Here is a 23,304-nt window from a genome sequence, read left to right on the forward strand (position 1 = left end):
CTTCGCCCCGAGGTCGGGCCTCCTACAAGAGCGGGAGTCGCGCTGCAGCTGTAGGAGGCGCGCCCTCGCGGCGATGCGGGGCGCAGGGCCGCCATCAAAGGCTCAAGACTGTTCCTGTGCTCTGCGCATCAGCGGTATCGCCAGCAGATAGCCCAGCACCATGCCGACCACATCCGCGGCGAGGTCCTGGTATTCGCCGAAGCGGTAGCCGGTCATCAGTTGCAGGTTTTCGATCAGCACGCCGTAGGCCAGCAGGCCGAGCAGCAGCAGGACGCGCTGGGCGGGGAAGGACATGCGGCCCAGGAAGGTGAGCACGGTGAAGGCCAGGACGTGGTTGCCCTTGTCCCAGCCGGTGTTGAGCAGCGCGGAGGGGTTTTTCATCAGCGCCAGGGCCAGGACACTCACCAGACAGATCGTGAAGGCCAGTATCCAGAGCGGGCGGGGAATACGGTCGAACATTGCATGCCATTCTGTTGGTGGAGGAGGGGATGTTCCTTATACTGCCGTCCCTTTCTGAGACGACAGACGCCCGCTCACTGGTTCGGGCGGTCGAGCACGGATGATCCCGCACAATGCCCCAGACTTCCAATCGCCTTGAGCGTTTCCTGACCGCTGCCGTCCTGGTCCTGCTGATTGGTCTGCCGCTGCCCCTGGGCAGCAATCGCGACTGGTCGATGGGCCTGTTCGTGGCGCTGATCGGACTGCTCGCCGGGCTCTGGGGTTTCGCCCTGCTGCGCAATGCCTTGCCCGCGAGCAAGGCCCTCAAGCCGGCGCTGCCGATGTTCGCCCTGTTGCTGCTGGCCCAGGCCTGGGTCGCGGTGCAGTGGCTCGGCGGGCTGACCGTCGACGTCGGGGCGACCTTCCAGTATCTGATGCTCGGCATCGCCTACAGCCTGCTGTTCCTGCTCATCGTCAGCCTGTTCCATAACCGCCAGCGCTTGATCCTGCTGCTCAGCGTGCTGGTGGTCAGCGGGACCTTCCAGGCCTTCTATGGCGCCTTCATGACCCTGTCGGGCAGCCAGGGCCTGCTCGCCTCGCTGGGCTTCGGTCACTCGGGCGTGGCCAGCGGCACCTACGTCAACCGCAACCACCTGGCCGGCTATCTGGAAATGACCCTGGCCTGCGGCATCGGCCTGTTGCTCGCCCTGCGCGACGGCCAGCCGTTTCGCTGGGTGAATCTGCTCGAAATGCTGATGGGCCCCAAGGCCCGCCTGCGCCTGGCGCTGGTGGTGATGGTGATCGCCCTGGTGATGACCCGCTCGCGGATGGGCAACATGGCCTTCTTCGCCAGTCTGATGGTGGTCGGCGCGGTGTTCATCCTGCTCAGCCGCGAACACCGGCTGCGCAATGGCCTGATCCTCGCCAGCATCATCCTCATCGACATGCTGGTGATCAGCCAGTACTTCGGCTTCGAGCAGCTCAAGGATCGACTGGTCGATACCCGTCTCAACGACGTGGTGGTGGAAGGGCAGGTAGTGCAGCAGGCCAACGAGATCCGCGACGACGTGTTCGCCTACACCCTGCCGCTGATGATGGACAAGCTGGTGACCGGGCAGGGCGCCGGCAGCTTCGAGGCGGTGTTCCCGAAATATGCCGGGGAAGACGTCCGCAATCACTTCGATCACGCGCACAACGACTACATCCAGTTCGCCATCGAATACGGCCTGATCGGCGGCCTGCCCCTGGCCGCCTTCGTCCTGCTGGCGCTGTGGCGGGCGATGCAGGCGCTGTGGCGGCGCGACTCGCTGTTCCGCAGCGGCGTCGGCTTCGGCGCGGCGATGGGCATCATCGCCATCGGCATCCACTCCAGTACCGACTTCAACCTGCAGATCCCGGCCAACGCGGCGACCTTCGTGACCCTCTGCGCCATCGCCGTGCTGGCCAACCAGCACAGCAACCGGCGGCAGAGGGCTGTGGCGTGAGATCCAGGCGTACTGCGTAGTCAGATCGCGCCAGGGCGGCGAGCCTACAAGAGTGCTCCGCAGGCGTGGTGTGCCTGCCGCGCAGAAGCAGGGCTCGGTAATAGAGGCGCTCGAGCCGAAGCGAATTCCGGCGTTGAGGGTGAACCGCCCGGAGAATCACGCAGGTTCAGATGTGCGGGGCTGGTTTGGTCGGGTATAGAAGGGCACACCCACGCGCTGGATATGATCGGGCAGGGATGGGGCGTCGATTCGATGCTTGAGCTGTGTCCGGTATTTAGGGCTGGATGAGCCGGAGTATCCACCCCGGCTATCCTTATCGCGCGTCAACCCCTCACGACACCTTGGCCACCACCGCCTGCGGCCGCGCCGGAACCTGCGGAATCGAGATGGCACCACCACGCTGCCGATAGATCAGGTCGACGATCTCGGCATCCGGCGTATAACCACTGACCAACTGCAGCAGCAGCTCGCGTACCTGCAGGTAGTCGTCCACCTTGATCGCCGCGATCAGCTGGGCGAGCAGCGCCTTGAGTTCTTCCCAGGGCAGATGATCCTCGTTGGCGCGCATGATCATCGAGTGCTCGGTGGGCAGCACGTTGTCGCCGATCAGCAGCTCCTCGTAGAGCTTCTCGCCCGGCCGCAGGCCGCTGAACTCGATGGCGATGTCGCCGTCCGGCTTGTGTTTCGAGCGCACGCTGAGGCCGGAGAGATGGACCATCTTCTCCGCCAGTTGGGCGATCTTCACCGGCTCGCCCATGTCCAGCACGAACACGTCGCCGCCAGTGCCCATCGAGCCGGCCTGGATCACCAACTGCGCCGCTTCGGGGATGGTCATGAAGTAGCGGGTGATTTCCGGGTGGGTCACGGTGATCGGACCGCCGCGCTTGATCTGCTGGCGGAACAGCGGAATCACCGAGCCTGACGAACCCAGCACGTTGCCGAAGCGCACCATGGTGAAGCGCGTGCGGTTGGTCACCGGCGCCTCGCCCGGCACGTCGTAGAGCGCCACCTGCTTCTCGGCGGCGAGCGCCTGCAGCACCAGCTCGGCCATGCGCTTGGTGCTGCCCATCACGTTGGTCGGGCGCACCGCCTTGTCGGTGGAGATCAGCACGAAGTTGCGCACCCCGGCGCGCAGCGCGGACTGCGCGGTATGCAGGGTGCCCAGGGTGTTGTTCAGCACCCCCTCGGCGATGTTGTGCTCCACCATCGGCACATGCTTGTAGGCCGCGGCGTGATACACCGTGTCCACCCGCCAGCTACGCATCACATCCAGCATCCGCGAGGCGTTGCGCACCGAGCCGAGGATCGGCACCAGACGCAGCTTGAGCTGCTCCTGACGGATGCGCTGCTCCAGCTCGATCTGGATGCTGTACAGGTTGAATTCCGAATGCTCGAAGAGGATCAGCGTGGTCGGCTCGCTGGCCAGGATCTGCCGGCACAGCTCGGAGCCGATCGAACCGCCGGCGCCGGTCACCATCACCACCTGGCCGCGGATGCAGCGCTCGAACAGCTCCGCCTGCGGCTCCACCGCATCGCGGCCGAGCAGGTCGGCGATGTCCACCTCCTGCAGGTCGGAGACCTTGACCCGGCCGTTGGCCAGATCCATGAAGCCGGGCATCGAACGCACATGCACCGGCAGCGGCTCGAGCATCTCGAGAATCTCGCGGCGGCGGGCGCGCGAGGCGGACGGAATCGCCAGGAGGATCTCCTCCGCCCCGGTTTCCTCGATCATCCGCTGGATATGCCGCGGCCGGTACACCGGCAGCCCGGCAATCACCCGCCGGGCCAGGCTGCGGTCGTCGTCGATGAAGGCCACCGGGCGCATGGTGCGATCCATGCGCAGCGCCTTGGCCAACTGGTTGCCGGCGATGCCCGCGCCATAGATCGCCACCCGCGGCTGGCTGTCATCCTGCTGCACGAAGGACAGCGTGGCCAGGTTGAACCAGTCGCCGGTGAAGTACTGGCGCATGGCCACGCGCAGACCGCCGATCAGCAGCAGGCTCAGCCACCAGTAGTTGAAGACGATCGAGCGGGGCACCAGCGCCGGGGTGTCGCCGTAGAGGAAGATCACCAGGGTCAGCAGCAGCGCCGAGAAGGTCACCGCCTTGGCAATGGAGACCAGCGCCTCGTTGCCCAGATAGCGCATCACCGCGCGGTACATGCCCATGCGGATGAACAGCGGCAGCGCCACCGCCGGCGCGGCGAGGAACAGCCAGGCGTGCGCGCCGAACGGCTGGATCACGCTGATATCGTCGAGACGGATATAGAACGCCAGCCACAACGCCAGCCAGATCAGCAGCACATCGACGGCGACTTGCAGCAAGCGCTTGTTGCTGCGGGGAAGCGTCAATAGGCGTTGACGCAGCGACGGCAAATTCCCTTTCATGAGTACGTCCATTCAAAAAAGCCGGGCGGAACCAAGGCACAGAGTTCTATGCCAAAGCGTGCGCGATTTTGCCATTAAAAGCAGGGCGACGGCATAAGCGAGAGATGCATCACGCTTGGTAAGAGGGGCTTGCGGGGAAAAAACAGACGAGCGGACAACTTGCGGGTGCAACAAAGCCCCCCGCAATGATGTCTCCCCCGTCTTGAGGCGATGGCCGGTGTATCCGCTAGGCGGTCGCCGCAGCCATCACCTCGGCCAGCACCGCGCAGGTCTTGTCGATCTCCGCGGTGGTCAGGGTTGGGTGCACCATGAACATCAGGCTGGTCTCGCCCAGCTCGCGGGCCACCGGCAGACGCTCGGCTGGACGCCAGCCGGTATCGTCGAAGGCCTTCTCCAGGTACACCTCGGAGCATGAGCCGGAGAAGCACGGCACACCGCGCGCGGCGATCTCGTTGAGGATGCGGTCGCGATCCCAGTCGGCCTTCAGCTGCGATGGCTCGACGAACACATAGCACTTGTAGGCGGCATGCACGCTGCCCTCGGGGATGGTCGGCACGCGCAGAGCAGGCAGCTGGCGGGCGCAGTCCCAGATTTGCTGCGCATTGGCCAGGCGGCTGGCGTGCCAGTCGGCCATACGGCGCAGCTGGATGCGACCGATCACCGCCTGCACTTCCAGCATCCGCCAGTTGGTGCCGAAGCTCTCGTGCAGCCAGCGGAAGCCCGGCGCATGCTGGCGCTCGTAGACCGCCTCCCAGCTCTTGCCGTGATCCTTCAGCGACCACATCTTCGACCACAGCGCGCGGTCGTTGGTGGTGACCATGCCGCCTTCGCCGCCGGTGGTCATGATCTTGTCCTGGCAGAACGACCAGGCGCCGACATGGCCGATGCTGCCTACCGAGCGGCCCTTGTACTGCGCGCCATGGGCCTGGGCGCAGTCCTCGATCACCTTCAGGTCATGCTCGGCGGCCAGCGCCATGATCGGGTCCATGTCGCACGGCCAGCCGGCCAGATGCACGCAGATCACCGCGCGGGTCCGTGGCGTCAGCACCGCGCGGATGGTCTCGGCGGTGATGTTCTGCGAATCGCCATCCACCTCGGCGAACACCGGCACCGCACCGACATTAACGATGCTGGACACCGAAGCGAGGAAGGTGCGCGGCGTCACCACCACCTCGTCGCCGGCACCGATGCCTAGCGCCTGCAGCGCCACATCCAGCGCCACCGTGCCGTTGGCCAGGGCGATGGCGTGCTCGGTGCCGGCCCAGGCGGCGAATTCCTTTTCAAACTCGCGACACTCCTGCCCGGTCCAGTAGTTGACCTTGTTGGACAGAATCACATCGCGAACGGCATTGGCCTCTTCCTCGGTAAAGGAGGGCCAGGGGGAGAACGCTGTATTCAGCACGATCAGTACCCGTCAATTACACGCAGAAAATTCAGGTCGGCGCAGGAGCGATGCCCGCGCCGCGCTGCGGGCGCATGCCCGCTCAACAAACATATAGCTCGTGCCGAGCAGAGCTGCGCTCTGGCAGCGAAGCGCGTCAGGCCTCGACCAGCACCCGCGTCGGCACGCCGACCGCAGTCACCTTGTCCGGCACATTGCTGACCACCACGCCACCGGCGCCGATCATCGTGCGCGAGCCGATGCGGATCAGCTGGCGCACGCTGGCGCCGATACCGATCCAGCTCAGATCGCCCACCTGCACCCCACCGGCCAGGCGTGCGCCGGGACTGACATGCACGGCTTCGCCCAGCACGCAGTCGTGGTCGACGCTGCAGCCGGTATTGAGAATGGCGCCCATGCCGATATGCGCATCGGCATTCACCACCGCGCCAGCAAACACCACCGAGCCGGCACCGATCCGCGCATAGCGGCTGACGGTAGCCGCCGGATGAATCAGCGTCGCCAGGCGGCCCCCGGCCGCCTGCAGGGTCAACAGCTTGTCGTGGCGAATGCGGTTGTTGCCGATCGCCACCACCACGCCATGGAACTGGTCGAGGCGATCAAGCAGCGCCTCGGTATTGCCGGTCACCGCCCAGGCGCCATTGCTCTGGCGCTCCGGCCAGGCATCGTCGAAAAACTCCACGGTCGTCCAGCCACAGCACTCGGCGGTATCCGCTACCACCTTGCCGTGCCCGCTGGCACCGAGAATGGCCAAACGTTGCATGTGCAAACTCACAAGAAAAAGGAAAGGAAAATCAGAGGGGAAATGGTCGGTGCCGATGCGCCCCACGCCCCCGCGTGGAGTCGATCAGGGGCGCAATCTACTTGGCCCCGGTGAACTTCGCCATGGTCACCTCGCCCTCGGCACTGATGCCCTCGCGCACCACCACCTTCTTGAGGGTCAGGAAAATGACCTTCAGATCCAGCCAGAGCGAGCGGTTGTCCACGTACCAGACATCCAACTTGAACTTCTCCTCCCAGCTCAGCGCATTGCGGCCGTTGACTTGCGCCCAGCCACTCACGCCGGGGCGCACCTCGTGGCGGCGGTACTGCTCGGGACTGTAGAGCGGCAGGTATTCCATCAGCAGCGGGCGCGGGCCGACCAGGCTCATGTCGCCCTTGAGCACGTTCCACAGCTCGGGCAGCTCATCCAGGCTGCTGGAGCGCAGGAAGCTGCCGAACGGGGTCATGCGCTCAGAGTCCGGCAGCGGATTGCCGTCGGCATCCAGCGCATCGCGCATGGTGCGGAACTTGACCATCTCGAACGGCTTGCCGTTGAGGCCGGGACGCACCTGACGGAACAGCACCGGCGAGCCCAGCTTGCGGCTGATCTGCCAGGCGACGATGGCGATGACCGGGGAGAGCAGCAGCAGGCCACAGGCCGAGGCGAGGATGTCGAAAAGGCGCTTGATCATTGAATTCCCATTTCCTTGAGCATCACCGCGTTGATCCGGTGCACATCGTACTTCTCTTCGGCAATCTGCCGCGAGCGTGCACCCATGCGGGCGGCCAGCTCCGGTTCTTCGATGAAGCGCAGCATCGCTGCGGCCAGCTCATCCACCGCCTTCACCGGCACCAGGAAACCGTTGTCGCCATCTACCACCGTCTCGCGGCAGCCCGGCGCATCGGTAGTGATGATGGGGCGCCCCATGGCCATGGCCTCCAGTACCGTGCGCGGCGTGCCTTCACGGTAGGAGGGGAGGACATAGATGCGGCAATCGGCAATCGCCGGGCGGACATCCTTGAGCCGACCGATATATTCGACTGTGCCATCCGCCACCCAGGCATCCAATTCGTATTGCTTGATGGCATCCGGGTTTTCGTCGATCCAGCCGACCAAGCTGAATACCGCCTCGGGATGGCGGGCGCATACTTGGCGAGCCGCCTCAACATACTCGCGCACGCCCTTATCGCCGAGCAGGCGGGCAATCAGCAGAAAACGTGGCGCGGCCGGCAACGGCGCCACAGTGTACTCACCCACATCGACCCCAGAGCCGTTGACCACGAAGGAAAGCGTTGCCGGCTTGAGGATTCCCAAGGAGCGGAATAACGCCTGATCGTCCGGGTTTTGGAAGAACACCTTGTGTGTGCCATGCAGCGCCGCGCCATACAGGCGCTGCACTAGCGAACGCAGCAGGCCGCGACTGTCGCCGCCATCCTCCTGGCCCTGGAAGGCATAACCCAGCCCTGTGATCAGTGCGAAACGACGCGGCACCCGTGCCAGCAAGGCCGCTAGCGAACCATAGATCACCGGTTTGATGGTGTAGCCCAGCACATGGTCAGGCTGTATCCGACGCATCAGCCGTTGCAGGTGTAGCAGGGTGGTGAAGTCGGCAAAGGGATTCATGCCAGTACGGCGCAATGGGATGTCATGCACCTGCAGGCCCTTTGCCTCCAGCTGCTGGCGAGTCGAGCTACCCACTGGTAGATCCGGCGCGGCCACATGCACGTTCAGGCCGCGGGTGAGCAGGGCATCCAGCAGCGGGCCGCGGAAGTGCAGCAGGGAGTCGGGAAAGCTGGCGATCAGAAGAAAGATCATGGTTTAACTCTATAGGGAAATTCCCGTGAAGCGCTCTTGTAAAAAGCCTGAGCAGATTGCTCATGCACTCTTCTGTTGAACTGTTTCGGTGAAGATCCTGCTCAATACGGAGGCTTGAACCTGCAATGAATAAGTTTTTTCGACAGCCTCGCGTCCAGCCGTACCAAATTGTTTTCGGAGTTCAGCTGACTCTAGAAGCTGAAACAAGGAATTTTCCCACTCGGCCATACTACTGGCGAGTAAACCGGATTGGCTGCTGCCGACAATTTCTGTGTTCACCCCGATGGGCGATGCAATTACAGGTACGGCGCAGGCCATATATTGAATCAGCTTGTAGCCGCACTTGCCCCTTTCCCAGGGGCCATCTGGAAGCGGCATGATGCCGATATCCATTTTCCGAATCAGCTCCGCTTCGCTTTCTTCGCTCCAAGGGACTACGTCAACATCCAGCCCGGGCAGTTCGGAGGCCACTTGCGGTGTCGCGCCGACCAGCATCAGGCGAGCACCATAGGATAGGCATGCCTTGGCCAAGGCTTCGCGAATGTTAATTACATATTTTTGCGTGGAGGGAGAGCCAATCCAGCCGATCACTGGTCGATCGAGGAGAGAGTCGCTCCGAGGTACATAGCGCGTGTGATCTACAACAGTTGGAACAAGCTCAATACGTGATGCGCCTGCGGACTTAGCACGTGCTGCTAGGTAGCTATTGCCGGCAATGACACAAGCTGAGTGGCGCTTAACTGTGTCGATTTTTCTGCCTAGGATTTTGCGGATTGCTTGGTTGTTGGATAGGTCGTAGTTGTGGAAAATGGCATCGTCGTAATCGACTATATATGCCATCCCTAATAGGCTTAATGCTCTTTCTGCAAAAGCAGGGAGGTATGGGAAGATTTCTTTTTCGATCCAAATTAAATCATATTTGTAGAATCCAAAGAGGGAGATAAGGTGCTTGAAGTAGAGTTTTGCTGTTTTTTTTGAAGAGCGTCGACCTTGCTTGTAAAGGATGTTTAGATAATCTTCATCGAAAAGACTTTTGACGGTTATTTCAAAGCCATTTTCTTCAAGATGGGGGAGGTACTGCAGCGTGCGCAGTCGACTGCTAGCCCCCATGCGGGGGTATTTTGAAAGCAAAAGTATTTTCATCGGGCTCTACCGAGTTTTTCCGCTGATGAGCCATCTTGGTAACCAGGTCAGCAACATTAGATAGGCAACCCATGTCTCTTTTATATTTTGCCATGAGCCTCGCGCTATTGCGTAAGCAGAGCGGGAGAGTGGCTCAACCAAGAAAGTTAGCAGCAAAATAAGCAGGGCATTAAGAAAAGAGAGGTGCTTGAATGCGTATAGAACCCTGCTTCTAAGGGAATAAAACAAGCGTTTGGCTTTCACTTGATTGGATGTCCCCCCCCCTGCATGAAAGGCTTGAACATCCGCTAGATATACGCTAGACCAACCTGCGGTGGCTACCCTGTAAGAGAGATCTAGATCTTCTAGATAGACAAAGAATCTCTCGTCGAATCCATGAGCGTCCTCAAAGATTTTTCGGCGTATTAAATAGAATGCACCAATTACATGGTCTACTTTTTTTGTTGTGTTGTGGTTCCAGTCTGACATGCCATAGCCAAACTTAGGGAGTATACGGTCAAGTCCTAGCGTGTGAGCAGCTAATGTTGATGTTGATGGAAATTTTGCGCAGCTGCGAGAGATGTTCCCTTTTTCATCTATTAGCTGTACTCCACAGATGCCAACTGCACTGTTTTCGGGCTTCTGCATGTATGCCAAGGCTTTCTCTAAGGTGTCTTGGTTTACAGTTGCATCTGGATTTAAAAAAATCAGGTATTCGCTTTTTGAACCATTTGCACCGATATTACAGGCCGCCGCAAAGCCAAGATTTTTACCAGTGCGGATCAGTTTGATCTTTTCAAAATGTTCGACGAGCTCAGCAGAGTTGTCAGTAGATCCGTTGTCCACCACGATGATTTCGTCAACAAGATGTTGGGATTGGAGGCTGGAGACTGCATTTTTCAGTAACGCCCCCGCATTCCAGTTTACTATAATTACTGAGATCAACTTTCTTTCCTTACGAGAAATAGTATGGGCTAAAGAAATCAAGAATAAAATACAGGTAAATTGATAGTGCTATTGATGTTGCAACGAAGGCCCCCCCTAATAGTTGTACCCATGGAGATCTTCCAACAAGATCGCTTAAAAAGAAGATCCATAAAACAGAAAAAAGCTCGCGACCTCTGCTGGATATAACTGGTATGTCAATAAAGGAGTAGTAAATGGCTAGGCCGAATAGTTGGAGTATTATTACTCGGCGCATTGGTTCTGTAAGATTTTTCCAGAAAGCGAGGGATGCTATTGCTGTTAATGCTTCAAGTATTACGACAGGTGAAAGTGGGTTTGCTGAAGTGCGTAGGTTTGTTTCGTACATCTGGAGGGATGGGAAGTATTGGTTTCCGATTGATATAATGAGGCCTGACGTTATGTATATGATTGCTGCGGCTAAAGCTAGTGTTCTTGGGTTTTTCAGGGATTTGAAGGTTAGCGCCAAAATTAATGGCGCGACTAATATGGTTGAGAAATGGAAAAGGGATGCGGCGAGCAAAAAAATAAATGTTTTTTTTCTTTGGTCGCTGCAGGAGAGAAAAAATGCCACGACAATGAAAGATGAAGCCAGTGCTGCTCGTAGTTGTGTGAGCTCATGAAGTGGGAGTATTCTAAAAGTGTAGAATGTAATGGCTATCAGGAGCCCATATCCGCAAGCGTATTTATTTAATGTGGCTAACTTTATGGAGAATGCGATTGTGGCGATTAAGGAGAAAACAAGGACGTCAGAGGTAAAAAATAATACCAAGAGGCTGGATAGGTATTTGAAGGCTGGCTCAAAACGGCTGGTTTCAATTGTTCCTGGTATGTCTTGTCTTAGTGTGTCGAAAAAATATTCGTATTGAAAGTAATCTGGGCTGAATCCGAAAGGTTGATAAAATGCAACTCCTAGAACTATTAAGGGTAGGAGGTGAGTTGTATGGTTTTTTTTGGGTGGCTGGGGGTGTTCTATCAATTTATGCCTCGGTGGGTTTTGCCTGATTGATCCATTGTGTGGATGAGGCGATTTGAAGTCTGTGCTGACGAAAAAAAGATTAGGGGTTAATGAGTGTTCTGAGTTTTCGCTTCATCCGTGTGGATTAATTAGTGGTATACAGATATTGCCTAGGCTTTCATGATTTTTATCATTTCGTTGCTTACGATTTCCCAGGAGTATTTTGAGATTATTTCTTTGTTTTTTTCTGTTTCGAGTTTTTGTTCGTCGGCTGTCATGTTGATTGCATACTCTAAAGCTTTTGCTATTTTGCTTGATGTTATTTTTCTTAATTGTAGTTGGGCATGTGTTTTGTGCTGCTCTTCAACTAATGGGGAATAGTTGGAGATTACTATTTTGCCCGAAGCCATTCCTTCTGCGCATGGGTAGTGAAAGGCGCCATCTTCAATCAGTCCCGTTGCTACAATTATTTCATTTTTGTCGTAAAATTCAGAAAGCTCTTTATCGCTAGATATGCTAAATGATTTTGTTGAGTCTTTTATTGTGTCTGGTATTTTTGGGGTGTGAACTGCAATGTTTAGCTCGACATCATATTTTTTTATTATGGATGAGAAGGCCTCAATTATTTCATTTGTCCCCTTGTATCTTTCTGTTCGGCCTATGCATCCAATCCTTATTTTTTTGGACTTATCGTAGATTTTTGATTCTCTATAGAATAGTTCGAGATCTATCCCTGCGGGAACTGTTCCGGAGATTTTGTGAAAGTACCTCGGGAGTATTTTTTCTGAGTTGACTATTTTCTTGACTGGTAGGAAATAAGATATATATGCAACTAGCTTGCCTAGGAAGCTTCTCATGAGATTGACTTCATATGCTTGTACGTAATATGTTTTTTTGAATTTCTTGGGGAGTGCGTATGCAATGTATGCGGTTAGGTTGTGATTGGCTAGTACGTGGCCATTCTCCATTTTTAGTATTCTAAGCCATATGGATATAATTCCGAAAAGCACTCTAATTATTGGGGTGTCTCTGAATAGGGATTTCGTGTTAATGATTTTTGCGGTGGTTGGGTAGTATGGGGTTTTTCCATATGCCGGTGTTACAAATGTTACGCTGTTGCCTTGCTTTATGAATTCATTGGCTAGTTTTGATAAAACTCTGTATCCGCCGGCTTTGCCAAAACCTAGAATTGGTATAATAATATTCATGTGGATTTTTTGAGCTTTGGTGTTTTGGGTATGGTTAGTGAGGATCTGAAGTGGTCTCGTTTTCCGCCCCGTCCTATGGATGCAGAAGTTTGGTTGTATAAGTCCTGCAAAGTGGTCGATATTTTCACTTTGCGGCGCGTTTACTCCATCGCTGGATCGCTACAGCGCTTCGTTCTGTATTAGGTGCGCGCACAGTGCGGATGCTGGCCTATTTCACTACTTTGGAAAGTTTTTTTCAGAGTTTCCTTGAGGCGGTCTTGGGTATCATTTTGTTCAAGAATTTAGATAGTCTGTGTTCGTTGCCGAGTATTTTTGTGAGTTCGACTATGCAGAATGCTGCGCCTGCTATGAGAATGACTGTTCCAAAAAATATAGCGCCAATTTCGTTTAGAAGTAATCGTGACGCCAATGAGCTGGATATTAGTAATGAGGCGGCAAAAAAAACTTTCCTGGCCCCGCTCTCCCATCTGAATTCGATCAGCTGGCGTGCAGTCCAGAGCATCAGTAAGGTGTAAAAAAAGTAAGTTAGCGCAAAAGCATAGGCTGCACCGATGATACCGAACCGGGGCACCATCCAGAAGATCATGAACATTTGCAAAGTAATGGTCGTGACCTCTGTGATGATGAACCAGCGCCCGGCCCCCATGGCCAGCTGGATGAAGCCAAGTGGAAAGGAAAGAACCTTGCCAAAAACTCCTAGCAGAAACCAAGGTAGCAGCTCTGCGGCAGGCAGAAAGCTGTCACTATAGAAAACACTCATGACTAAAGGAGCAAATGCCAGGGTCCCTAGCAGGCCAGGTAGTGCCAGCAGCATGCCAATCTCGGTCTGCTCATTAACCAACTGCCTTGCCGTTGCATGATCCTGAATGGCAGCTGTTAGCCTAGGGTAGAAATCGGTGCCCATTGCACTGATTACAAAGCCGGCGAACAGGCCGGACAGGGCCCACGACGCCTGATACAGACCAGCAGCTTCGATGCCGTAGTCACGGGTAATAAGGCTGCGAGTTGCCATGTCCACCCCTGCAGTGAGGAGGGCGCTGATCATGAAGGCCGAGCCTAGGCCGGCCAGCCCCTTTGCCCGGGTTAGGGTTTCCTGCCAGGAAATCTTCAGGGGGGCGATACTGATCCGGCGTGAAAACCAGAAGGACACCGCAAGCGAGACGGCGGCTGTGGCCACAAGTACCGGCACGATGCCCTGCTCGCGCAGCCAGTAATACAGGCCGACGGTGATCAATGTATTGAGCAGCATGCTGATGACGCTGATGCGGGCGATATCGCCAATCCGCCGCTGGCCCTGCAGAATGGATTTCTGTCCACTACTGATTGAGCTCAGGAGAAGTATGCTGCCGAGCAGGCCGATGGCCCATGCATGCTCGCCGGACTCGAATAGCAGTTCGCTAAGCGTTTGCGCCAAGGCGATGGCCACCAGCCAGCCAGCCAGGCCTGTACACCAGCAGACTCGGCGTAGGATACGAACAATCCGAGCTGCTTCTTCCTGATCATCCTTGCTGTAGGCTTGGGCAACTTCGCGCACTCCGCTGCTGGTGATGCCAAGGCCGGTAGCCGTGCCCAACAGACTTGTTACCGAAGCGTACAGGCCGATTAGGCCGATGCCAGCCGGCCCCAGCAGTATGGCAACGATCTTCACCCGTAGCAGGCTAACCAGGTACTCCAGCATGTTGGCGCTGCCCATGATCGCCGAGGAGCGCAGGATATCGCGGTATGACTTCTTGTCACTCACTGTTGCGAGCCCGCTCTAAACTGATTGCAGGCTTCAATGACAAGGGTTGCATCTTCGACAGTGAGAGTCGGCCCGATCGGGAGACTCAATACCTCCTGATGAATGCGCTCGGTCAGTGGGCGATTCATGCTGTTCCACTGCGGATAAGCCTGCTGCTGGTGCGGCGGGAGGGGGTAGTGGATCAGGGTTTGCACGCCGCATTCACTCAGATGCTGTTGTAGCGCTGCGCGTTGCTCGCAACGGATCACGAAAAGGTGCCAGACATGTTGTTCTTCGTTGGTGCATTGAGGAAGTTGGATAGCTGGATTGTCGATGCCTTCGAGGTACAGCCGAGCGATTTCTCGGCGCCGGGCGGTTTGTTCGTCGAGGTATTTGAGCTTGACGCTCAACATGGCAGCCTGGATTTCGTCGAGGCGGCTGTTTACGCCCTGGTAGAGGTTCTTGTACTTCTCGTGGGAGCCATAGTTGCGCAGGGCGCGCAACGTAGTCGCCAGTTCGTCGTCGCTGGTGGTGATGGCACCGGCATCGCCGAGGGCGCCTAGGTTCTTGCCCGGGTAGAAGCTGAAGCCAGAAGCATCTCCCCAGTTACCGGCCTTGCGGCCACCGATACTGGCACCATGAGCTTGGGCCGAATCCTCGAGCACCAGCAGGTTGTGGCGCTCGGCGATGTCGAGCAGGGCCGGCATATCGGCCAGTTGACCGTACAGGTGCACGGGGAGAATGGCGCGGGTACGCGAGGTAATGGCAGCCTCGGCCTTGCGCGGGCAGAGGTTGAAGGTAGCTTCGTCCGGCTCGACCAGTACCGGGGTCAGGCGGTTTTCGGTGATGGCGAGGATGCTGGCAATATAGGTATTGGCCGGGACGATGACCTCGTCACCTTCCTTGAGCTTGCCGAGTTCCTTCCAGGCACGGAGGGTCAGGGTCAGGGCGTCCAGGCCATTGGCCACGCCGATGCAGTGATTGGTGCTGCAATATTCTGCAAACGCAGCTTCGAATCGTGATAGTTCGTTGCCAGCGATATACCAGCCGGAATCAATCACCCGAGTACAGGCTTCGATCATTTCCTGGCGGCAAATTAAATTGATTTCTTGTAGATTCAAAAAAGGAATCACGATTAAGCTCCAACCAAAGTAAGGAATTCTGAGTAGTCCCGAATGTAATCGTCACTATCGTAAAAGTGGGAGGCAAAAACCATCAGAACCGCGTCTGGTGAATACTTGTATTGGATGCCCCATACCATCGGTGGAAGGTGAATGCCAACTTCTGGACGGTCTAACATGAATTCCTGCCGATTAGCACCATCATCGGCAACTACCGCGCAGCTGCCTCGAACGCAGATCAGAAATTGGTGACATTCTCGGTGTGCGTGTTCCCCGCGAGTCTCGAGGCTCGGGACATCGAAGACCATGAAGTAGCGCTTGACAGAGAAAGGAATCGTACGCTCAAACTCGCCAACCGTAAGACTGCCGCGGATGTCAGCGATACGCGGAAATCTGTGCACCGTGACGCCATGAACATTGGTTTCTGTTACACCTACGTTGTGCTCGGCGGTTGGACCGGCAACCGGTGTGCTGCGGTCAGTATCCACGTATCCAATAATTTTTGCGGGATTGCCCACAACGATTGCGTTGGGTGGGACAGAGCGCGTCACTACGGCGCCTGCCGCAACCATCGCTTTCGCGCCGATCGTGATCCCGGGCAGAATCACAGCGCCCGCGCCTATCGACACACTGTCTTGAATCGTGGTTTCCAGGAATTTCCCAGGGTGCTGGCGGCTGCGAGGAAAGCGGTCGTTGGTGAACGAGGCATTCGGGCCGATGAAGACATCGTTGCCGACGCGAAGGCCATCCCAGAGTTGCACGCCGCTCTTCACGGTTACCCGATCACCGATAATGACGTCATTTTCGATCAGGCAATGCGAGCAGATATTGACGTCGGCGCCAATTCGAGCTTCCGGCAATGCAACAACGAACTGCCAGATGCGAGTGCTTTCGCCGATTTCCGTTGTTTGAACGTCGGCAAGGGGATGGATGAAATAGCTCATTCTGCAATTGCTCCGGAGTGCGTGATGTCAGCGCGTTCTGGATGAGTTAGTTGGTCGATAGGTGCTTTAAGCGCGTCTCGAAAGAGAGGTGCTAAGTTGTCCTTCGAGTTGAGCAGAGCTTTCTCATGCTGCGGCCAATGAACAGCTAATTGCGGGTCATTCCAGTGAATTGCCGCCTCGCATTCCTTGGCGTAGTAATCGGTGGTCTTGTAGTGGAAGTGGGTGTTGTTTTCGAGGGCGACGAAACCATGGGCGAAGCCTTCCGGAATCCACAACATCTGCCGATTGGCTGCGCTCAGTTCTACGCCAGCCCACTGCCCGAAAGTGGGCGAGCCCTCGCGGATATCCACGGCCACATCGAAGGCTGCGCCTTGAGTGACGCGCACTAGTTTACCCTGGGCATGCGGCGGCAATTGGTAGTGCAGGCCGCGTAGTACGCCCTTTTTCGAGCAGGAGTGATTGTCCTGCACGAAGGGGCGGGGGATCGGCAGACCTAGCTTCTGCAGTTCCTGATGAAAGCTCCGTTCGTTGAAGCTTTCCATGAACCAGCCTCGCTCGTCTTCGAACACCTGCGGCTCGATGATCACCACATCGGGGATGCGGGTCTGGATCAGCTTCACTGGCCAGCTTCCTTGAGCAGGTTGAGCAGGTACTGGCCATAGCCGGTCTTCTTCAAGCGTTCGGCCTGTTCGCGCAGCTGCGTGGCAGCGAGCCAGCCCTGGTGGAAGGCGATCTCTTCCAGGCAGGCAACCTTGAGGCCCTGTCGCTGTTCGATGGTGTGCACGAAGTGTCCGGCCTCCAGCAGCGACTCGTGAGTGCCGGTATCCAACCAGGCAAAGCCGCGGCCAAGCATTTCCACGTTGAGGCTCTGGTCTTCCAGATAGACACGGTTGACGTCGGTGATTTCCAGCTCGCCGCGGGAGGAGGGCTTGATCGACTTGGCGATATCGACCACGCGGTTATCGTAGAAGTACAGGCCGGTGACGGCGTAGTTGGACTTAGGCTGCGTTGGCTTTTCCTCGATGCTGATGGCGCGACCGTCTTTGTCGAACTCCACCACGCCAAAGCGCTCTGGGTCGGCGACGTGGTAGCCGAACACCGTGGCGCCATGCTCACGTTGGCTGGCGGCCTGCAGGTTTTCCGAGAAGTGCTGGCCGTAGAAGATATTGTCGCCAAGGATCAGGCACACATTGCTGTCGCCGATGAACTCCTCACCGATGATGAAGGCCTGTGCCAGGCCATCCGGCGAAGGCTGTTCGGCATAGCTGAGCTGGATGCCGAACTGGCTGCCGTCACCGAGCAGCTTGCGGAAGTTGGGCAGGTCTTCCGGGGTGGAGATGATCAGGATCTCGCGCATGCCGGCGAGCATCAGCACCGACAGCGGGTAGTAGATCATCGGCTTGTCGTAGATCGGTAGCAGTTGCTTGGAAACGCCGAGGGTGATGGGGTGCAGACGGGTGCCGGAACCGCCGGCGAGGATGATGCCTTTGCGCGAATTCATGCGTGTTTTCCTGTGACTTCCTTGAGCATGCGGGATACGCCGTCCTGCCAGTTGGGCAGGTGCAGACCAAAGCTCTGGCGTAGCTTGCGGGTATCCAGCCTTGAGTTATGCGGGCGCTGGGCCGGGGTGGGGTAGGCGCTGGTCGGTATGGGGGCTATTTCCTGAGCGGCCAGCGTTTCTCCCAGAGTTCGTGCCTGCTCAATGACGAAGCGGGCGTAGTCGAACCAGGTGGTTTCGCCGCCTGCTGTGAGTTGGTACAGGCCTGCCAGTTGCGGCAGGGCGATTGCGCTGCGCAAGGCATGTGCCGTCACATCGGCCAGCAGTTCGGCACCGGTCGGTGCGCCAAACTGGTCATCGATGACCTTCAACTCAGTACGTTCGCGGGCCAGCCGCAGCATGGTCTTGGCAAAGTTGTTGCCGTGGGCGCCATACACCCAGCTGGTGCGGAAGATCAGGTGCTGGCAACCGGAAGCCTGGATTGCCTGTTCGCCGAGCAGCTTGCTGTGACCGTAACGGTTGAGCGGGGCGACGGCATCGGTTTCCTGCCAGGGCGTGTTGCCGCTGCCATCGAACACGTAGTCGGTGGAGTAGTGCACGAGCCAGCCACCCAGCTGGTGCATTTCCTCGGCGAGCAGTGCCGGTGCCTTGGCGTTGATCAGCTGTGCCAGCTCCGGCTCGCTTTCGGCCTTGTCCACGGCGGTGTAGGCGGCGGCGTTGACCACGATATTTGGGCGCAGACTGCGAAGGGTCTGGCGCAGAGCATCGAGATTGCTCAGGTCGCCGCACAAGCCAGCTGCATTCTGACGGTCGAGGGCGATCATCTCGCCCAGCGGTGCCAAGGCACGCTGCAACTCCCAGCCCACCTGGCCGTTCTTGCCGAGCAGGAGGATTTTCATCCCTGAGCGGTCCGGGTGCTGTAGTTCTTGTCCAGCCACTGCTGGTATTCACCGCTCTTGATGTGAGCAACCCATTCCGGGTTGCTCAGATACCACTCGACGCTCTTGCGGATGCCGGATTCGAAGGTTTCCTCTGGAGTCCAGCCGAGTTCGCGCTGGATCTTGCTGGCGTCGATGGCGTAGCGCAGATCGTGGCCGGGGCGGTCCTGAACGTGGGTGATCAGGCTGCGGTAGGAGCTGCCATTGGCTTGTGGGCGCAGCTCGTCGAGCAGGTCGCAGAGGGTGTGAACGACCTCGATGTTCTGTTTCTCGTTGTGGCCGCCGATGTTGTAGGTCTCGCCGATCTCGCCCTCGGTTACCACCTTGTACAGGGCGCGGGCATGGTCCTCGACGTACAGCCAGTCGCGCACCTGGTTGCCCTTGCCGTAGACCGGCAGCGGCTTGCCTTCCAGAGCGTTGAGGATCATCAGCGGGATGAGCTTTTCCGGGAAGTGGTAGGGGCCGTAGTTGTTCGAGCAGTTGGTGACCAGGGTCGGCAGGCCGTAGGTGCGCCGCCAGGCGCGCACCAGGTGGTCGGAGCTGGCCTTGCTGGCACTGTAGGGGCTGCTCGGTGCGTAGGGAGTGGTTTCGGTGAACAGTTCCTGCGGGTCCTCCAGGTCGCCGTACACCTCGTCGGTGGAGATGTGGTGGAAGCGGAAGGCGGCCTTGCGCGCCTCATCCAGTCCTTGCCAGTACTGACGGGCCACTTCCAGCAAGGTATAGGTGCCAACGATGTTGGTCTCGATGAATGCGGCCGGGCCGTCGATGGAGCGGTCGACGTGGGATTCGGCGGCCAGGTGCATCACGGCGTTCGGCTGATGCTCGCGGAATACCCGCTCGACTTCAGCGCGGTCGCAGATATCGACCTGCTCGAAGGCGTAGAGCTCGCTGGCGCTGACTTCCGCCATGGATTCGAGGTTGCCGGCATAGGTCAGCTTGTCGAGGTTGACTACGCTGTCGGTGGTGTTGCGGATGATGTGGCGAATGACCGCCGAGCCGATGAAGCCGGCACCGCCGGTGACGAGGATTTTCATGGAGTGTGGCCTTACTTCAGAAAACGGATGTACCAGGGCATGGCTTGGGCGATACCGGCCTGGATGTCGTACTGTGGTGCGTAGCCGAGCAGGCGCTGGATCTTGCTGATGTCGGCCTGCGAGTGACGCACGTCGCCGGCGCGGAAGTCTCGGTAGACCGGGTCCTTCGCATAGCTCACGCCATTCTCGACAAGCGTGCCTCTGATGGCGGCGAACAGCTGGTTGAGGTCGGTACGGCCGCTGACGGCAACGTTGTAGACCTGATTGCGCGCAGCCTCGTCGGTGGCCGTGGCGGCGAGCAGGTTGGCCTGTACGGTGTTTTCGATGAAGCAGAAGTCGCGGCTGGTTTCGCCGTCGCCGTTGATGAAGACGTCCTCGCCCTTGATCATCGCTGCGGTCCACTTTGGGATCACCGCGGCATAGGCGCCATCCGGGTCCTGGCGTTTGCCGAACACGTTGAAGTAGCGCAGGCCGATGGTGGTGAAACCGTAGGTGCGGGCGAAGACGTCGGCATACAGCTCGTTGACGTATTTGGTGACTGCATAGGGGGAGAGCGGCTTGCCGATCACGTCCTCGACCTTGGGCAGACCGGGGTGGTCGCCGTAGGTGGAGCTGCTGGCGGCGTAGGTGAAGCTTTTCACCTGGGCATTGCGTGCAGCCACCAGCATGTTGAGGAAGCCGTCGATGTTGGCGCTGTTGGTGGTGATCGGGTCGTTGATCGAGCGAGGGACGGAACCGAGAGCGGCCTGGTGGAGGACGAAGTCGACGCCTTCGCAGGCCTGGTGGCAGTCGTCCAGATTGCGGATGTCGCCCTGGAGGAACTGGAAGCGTGCCCACTGTTCGGCACTGACCAGGTTTTGCACTTCGTCGAGGTTGCGCTGGTGGCCGGTGGCAAAGTTGTCGAGGCCGACCACGCGCTGGTCGAGCTTGAGCAGGGTTTCCAGCAGGTTGGAGCCGATGAAGCCGGCGACGCCGGTGATCAGCCAGTATTTCGGGGCTTGGGGGAGTTCTTGCAGGAGTTGTTCGTAGCGGGTCATGGGGCTCGGTTCTGGTTGTGCGGGCAGCAGAGCGCAGGTGTAGGAGGGCGGGCCGGTGGCCCGCAATCGCCGCGGGGGCGCGCCTCCTACAGGGGCCAGGGAATTTACAGGCGCAGGTCGGACTCTTCGGCGCTCAGCAGGTATTTGAGGTCGTAGAGCACGTGTTCGGCCTTGCCGTGTTTGCGGATGTTGTCGGCACCCAGGGCGCGGAACTCGTTGTGGGCTACGGCGAGGACGATGCCGTCGTAGGCGTTGATCGCCGGTTCGGTCACCGGGGTGATGCCGTACTCGTGCTGGGCTTCCTCGACGCTGACCCACGGGTCGTAGACGTCGACGGCGATGTTGTACTCGGCCAGTTCGCTGACGATGTCCACGATGCGGGTGTTGCGCAGGTCCGGGCAGTTTTCCTTGAAGGTCAGGCCCATGACCAGTACGCGGGCGCCGTCGACGTGGATGCGGCGCTTGAGCATGGCCTTGACCAGCTGCGAGACCACATAGGCGCCCATGCCATCGTTGAGGCGGCGACCGGCGAGGATGATTTCCGGGTGGTAGCCGATGCTTTGCGCCTTGTGGGTCAGGTAGTAGGGGTCGACACCGATGCAGTGGCCACCGACCAGGCCGGGGCGGAAGGGCAGGAAGTTCCACTTGGTGCCGGCGGCCTTGAGCACCTCTTCGGTGTCGATGCCCATCTTGTTGAAGATGATCGCCAGCTCGTTGATCAGGGCGATGTTGAGGTCGCGCTGGGTGTTCTCGATGACCTTGGCTGCCTCGGCGACCTTGATGCTGCTGGCCTTGTGGGTACCGGCGGTGATGACCTGGCCGTACAGGGCATCGACCAGTTCGGCGACTTCCGGGGTGGAGCCGGAGGTGACCTTCTTGATGGTGGTGACGCGGTGTTCCTTGTCGCCCGGGTTGATGCGCTCGGGGCTGTAGCCGGCGAAGAAGTCGACGTTGAACTTCAGACCGGAGACTTTCTCCAGCACCGGCACGCAGTCTTCCTCGGTGGCGCCGGGGTAGACGGTGGATTCATAGATGACGATGTCGCCCTGCTTGAGCACCTTGCCGATGCTTTGCGAGGCCTTGACCAGCGGGGTGAGGTCGGGCTGCTTGTGCTCGTCGATCGGCGTCGGCACGGTGACGATGAACACGTTGCAGGCTTTCAGGTCGTCGAGGTTGGCGCTGTAGCTGAGCTGATTGGCCTGCTTCAGTTCCTCGTCGCTGACTTCCAGAGTGGCGTCATGGCCGGCCTTGAGCGCGTCGATACGCGGCTGGTTGATGTCGAAGCCCACCACGGAGCGGTATTTGCCAAATTCGACAGCGAGCGGCAGGCCGACGTAGCCGAGACCGATGATGGCGAGTTTGATGTCTTCCAAGTTGAGCATGGTGGGTATCCAGGTTGGTCGAGTGCTGAGGTTTGTAATATGGGGCGGGCCTGTGGCCCGCATCGCCGCGGGGGCGCGCCTCCTACAGGGCGGTGGTGTGCTCGCTTGTGTAGGAGGCCCGACCCCGGGCCAAGAAGTTGGGGATTTTTTTGGCGGGCCTGTGGCCTGCATCGCCGTGAGGGCGCGCCTCCTACAGGGGGCAGAGCTTGCGGGTGGTTTTGAGTTGGTGGCTGAGGCTGTCGCAGAGCTCGTCGGTCATGCCGGTGCGTTCGGCAATGGCCAGTAGGTTTTTGGCTTCCTGCGGGCTGTAGGCGACGGTACGGCGGGCGGATTCGAGAATGCTTTCGCGCTCGGTTGCGTCCAGTTGCGGCCAGGCGATGAAGCCGATTTCCGCTACGCGGCGGTTGATGCCGATGCGCCAAGGGCCGAGTTCTCTGGCTTGGGCCAGGGCTGAGTGGAATTCGGCGTCGAACTCCAGCAGGTAGAGCTTGGCGTAGGCGAGGGCGGCCCAGTGGTCCGGCCAGGTGGGGCGTGCCTGGGTGGCGGCGCGGAAGGCTTCGAGCGCTGCGCGGCGCGAGGCTTCGGCTTCCGATGCCCCAAACGGCTGGCGGAACTGTTGCCACTGCTGGATCAGGCCGAGGCGGTGCTGGTAGGCGCCGTTGGCGACGGGGTAGAGGTCGATGGCGCGCTGGGCGGCTTCATGGGCGATCTGCCAGGCGTGCTCGCTGGGTTCCTCGCCTTTGCTTTCCCAGTCGCTCAGGAAGGCGTCGGCTTGGTAGCTCGCGATGCCGGCGAGCAGCAGGCGGCTGCCCATGAACAGCAGCGGCAGGCTGAGGACGATGATGAGCAGGATGGCCAGGCGTTGGGTGACGGGGTTCGCGGTTGGCGAATCGCTGGTCGAGCGCGAGCGGCGCCGGCTGGGGAGGGCGGTGGTTGTGGGCATGGGGGCTTGGTCGGGAGAGAGGTTTGAGCTCGGGAGATGTCTTGGGTTTTTTGGCGGGCCGTTGGCCCGCATTCGCCGCGAGGGCGCGCCTCCTACAGGAGCGCGGTGTGGTCTGGTTTTGTGGCGGGCCCGAGCTTGGCGAAGTGGT

21 protein-coding genes are annotated in these 23,304 nt (G+C 58.6%); 1 reads left to right on the top strand and 20 read right to left on the bottom strand.

What is annotated here, in order from left to right:
- Window positions 1-102: 102 nt before the first annotated feature.
- On the bottom strand, window positions 103-405 hold the full coding sequence (locus BM297_RS14465; protein ID WP_092432773.1) for a VanZ family protein: 303 nt from the start codon (window positions 403-405) through the stop codon (window positions 103-105).
- Window positions 406-572: 167 nt separating this feature from the next.
- Between BM297_RS14465 and BM297_RS14470 the strand changes: the two genes are divergently transcribed.
- Window positions 573-1,922, top strand: coding sequence for an O-antigen ligase family protein (locus tag BM297_RS14470; protein ID WP_092432713.1), 1,350 nt, complete (start codon window positions 573-575; stop codon window positions 1,920-1,922).
- A 331-nt stretch (window positions 1,923-2,253) separates the two neighbouring features.
- Here the strand turns inward: BM297_RS14470 and BM297_RS14475 are convergent, their stop codons facing one another.
- From BM297_RS14475 to BM297_RS14560, 19 genes are all read right to left on the bottom strand, one after another.
- Complete coding sequence (locus tag BM297_RS14475; RefSeq protein ID WP_092432715.1) at window positions 2,254-4,308, bottom strand: polysaccharide biosynthesis protein; 2,055 nt, start codon at window positions 4,306-4,308, stop codon at window positions 2,254-2,256.
- Between the two features lie 226 nt (window positions 4,309-4,534).
- Window positions 4,535-5,710 carry a DegT/DnrJ/EryC1/StrS family aminotransferase gene (locus tag BM297_RS14480; RefSeq protein ID WP_092432716.1) on the bottom strand — a complete coding sequence of 392 codons (1,176 nt, stop codon included), beginning with the start codon at window positions 5,708-5,710 and terminating at the stop codon, window positions 4,535-4,537.
- Between the two features lie 136 nt (window positions 5,711-5,846).
- Complete coding sequence (locus tag BM297_RS14485; protein WP_092432719.1) at window positions 5,847-6,473, bottom strand: acetyltransferase; 627 nt, start codon at window positions 6,471-6,473, stop codon at window positions 5,847-5,849.
- 97 nt (window positions 6,474-6,570) lie between these two features.
- Complete coding sequence (locus BM297_RS14490) at window positions 6,571-7,164, bottom strand: sugar transferase (RefSeq protein ID WP_092432722.1); 594 nt, start codon at window positions 7,162-7,164, stop codon at window positions 6,571-6,573.
- A complete protein-coding gene (locus tag BM297_RS14495; protein WP_092432724.1) occupies window positions 7,161-8,288 on the bottom strand; it encodes a glycosyltransferase family 4 protein in 1,128 nt (375 codons plus the stop codon). The genes BM297_RS14490 and BM297_RS14495 overlap by 4 nt, the downstream gene beginning before the upstream one ends.
- Window positions 8,289-8,348: 60 nt before the next feature.
- Window positions 8,349-9,431, bottom strand: coding sequence for a glycosyltransferase family 4 protein (locus BM297_RS14500; RefSeq protein WP_092432726.1), 1,083 nt, complete (start codon window positions 9,429-9,431; stop codon window positions 8,349-8,351).
- Window positions 9,432-9,437: 6 nt separating this feature from the next.
- Window positions 9,438-10,355: a glycosyltransferase family 2 protein gene (locus tag BM297_RS14505; protein ID WP_092432728.1), complete on the bottom strand. Its 918-nt coding sequence runs from the start codon at window positions 10,353-10,355 to the stop codon at window positions 9,438-9,440.
- 10 nt (window positions 10,356-10,365) lie between these two features.
- Window positions 10,366-11,352, bottom strand: coding sequence for an EpsG family protein (locus BM297_RS22375; protein ID WP_175526659.1), 987 nt, complete (start codon window positions 11,350-11,352; stop codon window positions 10,366-10,368).
- 149 nt (window positions 11,353-11,501) lie between these two features.
- Entirely contained in the window at window positions 11,502-12,539 is a 1,038-nt protein-coding gene (locus tag BM297_RS21590; RefSeq protein ID WP_139231061.1) for a glycosyltransferase family 4 protein, read from the bottom strand.
- 235 nt (window positions 12,540-12,774) lie between these two features.
- Window positions 12,775-14,280, bottom strand: coding sequence for an O-antigen translocase (locus BM297_RS14515; RefSeq protein WP_092432732.1), 1,506 nt, complete (start codon window positions 14,278-14,280; stop codon window positions 12,775-12,777).
- Window positions 14,277-15,392, bottom strand: a complete 1,116-nt coding sequence (locus BM297_RS14520; protein WP_092432734.1) for a DegT/DnrJ/EryC1/StrS family aminotransferase — start codon at window positions 15,390-15,392, stop codon at window positions 14,277-14,279. The genes BM297_RS14515 and BM297_RS14520 overlap by 4 nt, the downstream gene beginning before the upstream one ends.
- A gap of 2 nt (window positions 15,393-15,394) precedes the next feature.
- On the bottom strand, window positions 15,395-16,324 hold the full coding sequence (locus BM297_RS22305; RefSeq protein WP_092432736.1) for a WxcM-like domain-containing protein: 930 nt from the start codon (window positions 16,322-16,324) through the stop codon (window positions 15,395-15,397).
- Complete coding sequence (gene rfbC, locus BM297_RS14530) at window positions 16,321-16,944, bottom strand: dTDP-4-dehydrorhamnose 3,5-epimerase (RefSeq protein WP_092432737.1); 624 nt, start codon at window positions 16,942-16,944, stop codon at window positions 16,321-16,323. Before rfbC ends, BM297_RS22305 begins: the two co-directional genes overlap by 4 nt.
- A complete protein-coding gene (gene rfbA / locus BM297_RS14535) occupies window positions 16,941-17,825 on the bottom strand; it encodes a glucose-1-phosphate thymidylyltransferase RfbA (RefSeq protein WP_092432739.1) in 885 nt (294 codons plus the stop codon). Before rfbA ends, rfbC begins: the two co-directional genes overlap by 4 nt.
- Entirely contained in the window at window positions 17,822-18,721 is a 900-nt protein-coding gene (gene rfbD / locus BM297_RS14540; RefSeq protein WP_092432741.1) for a dTDP-4-dehydrorhamnose reductase, read from the bottom strand. The genes rfbA and rfbD overlap by 4 nt, the downstream gene beginning before the upstream one ends.
- On the bottom strand, window positions 18,718-19,794 hold the full coding sequence (gene rfbB, locus BM297_RS14545) for a dTDP-glucose 4,6-dehydratase (RefSeq protein ID WP_092432743.1): 1,077 nt from the start codon (window positions 19,792-19,794) through the stop codon (window positions 18,718-18,720). The genes rfbD and rfbB overlap by 4 nt, the downstream gene beginning before the upstream one ends.
- 11 nt (window positions 19,795-19,805) lie before the next feature.
- Window positions 19,806-20,831, bottom strand: coding sequence for an NAD-dependent epimerase/dehydratase family protein (locus BM297_RS14550; RefSeq protein ID WP_092432745.1), 1,026 nt, complete (start codon window positions 20,829-20,831; stop codon window positions 19,806-19,808).
- A 104-nt stretch (window positions 20,832-20,935) separates the two neighbouring features.
- Window positions 20,936-22,213: a Vi polysaccharide biosynthesis UDP-N-acetylglucosamine C-6 dehydrogenase TviB gene (gene tviB / locus BM297_RS14555; RefSeq protein WP_092432747.1), complete on the bottom strand. Its 1,278-nt coding sequence runs from the start codon at window positions 22,211-22,213 to the stop codon at window positions 20,936-20,938.
- Window positions 22,214-22,403: 190 nt separating this feature from the next.
- A complete protein-coding gene (locus BM297_RS14560; RefSeq protein WP_092432749.1) occupies window positions 22,404-23,156 on the bottom strand; it encodes a hypothetical protein in 753 nt (250 codons plus the stop codon).
- Window positions 23,157-23,304 lie beyond the last annotated feature (148 nt).

It is taken from the genome of Geopseudomonas sagittaria (genome assembly GCF_900115715.1).
Taxonomy (GTDB): Bacteria; Pseudomonadota; Gammaproteobacteria; order Pseudomonadales; family Pseudomonadaceae; genus Geopseudomonas; species Geopseudomonas sagittaria.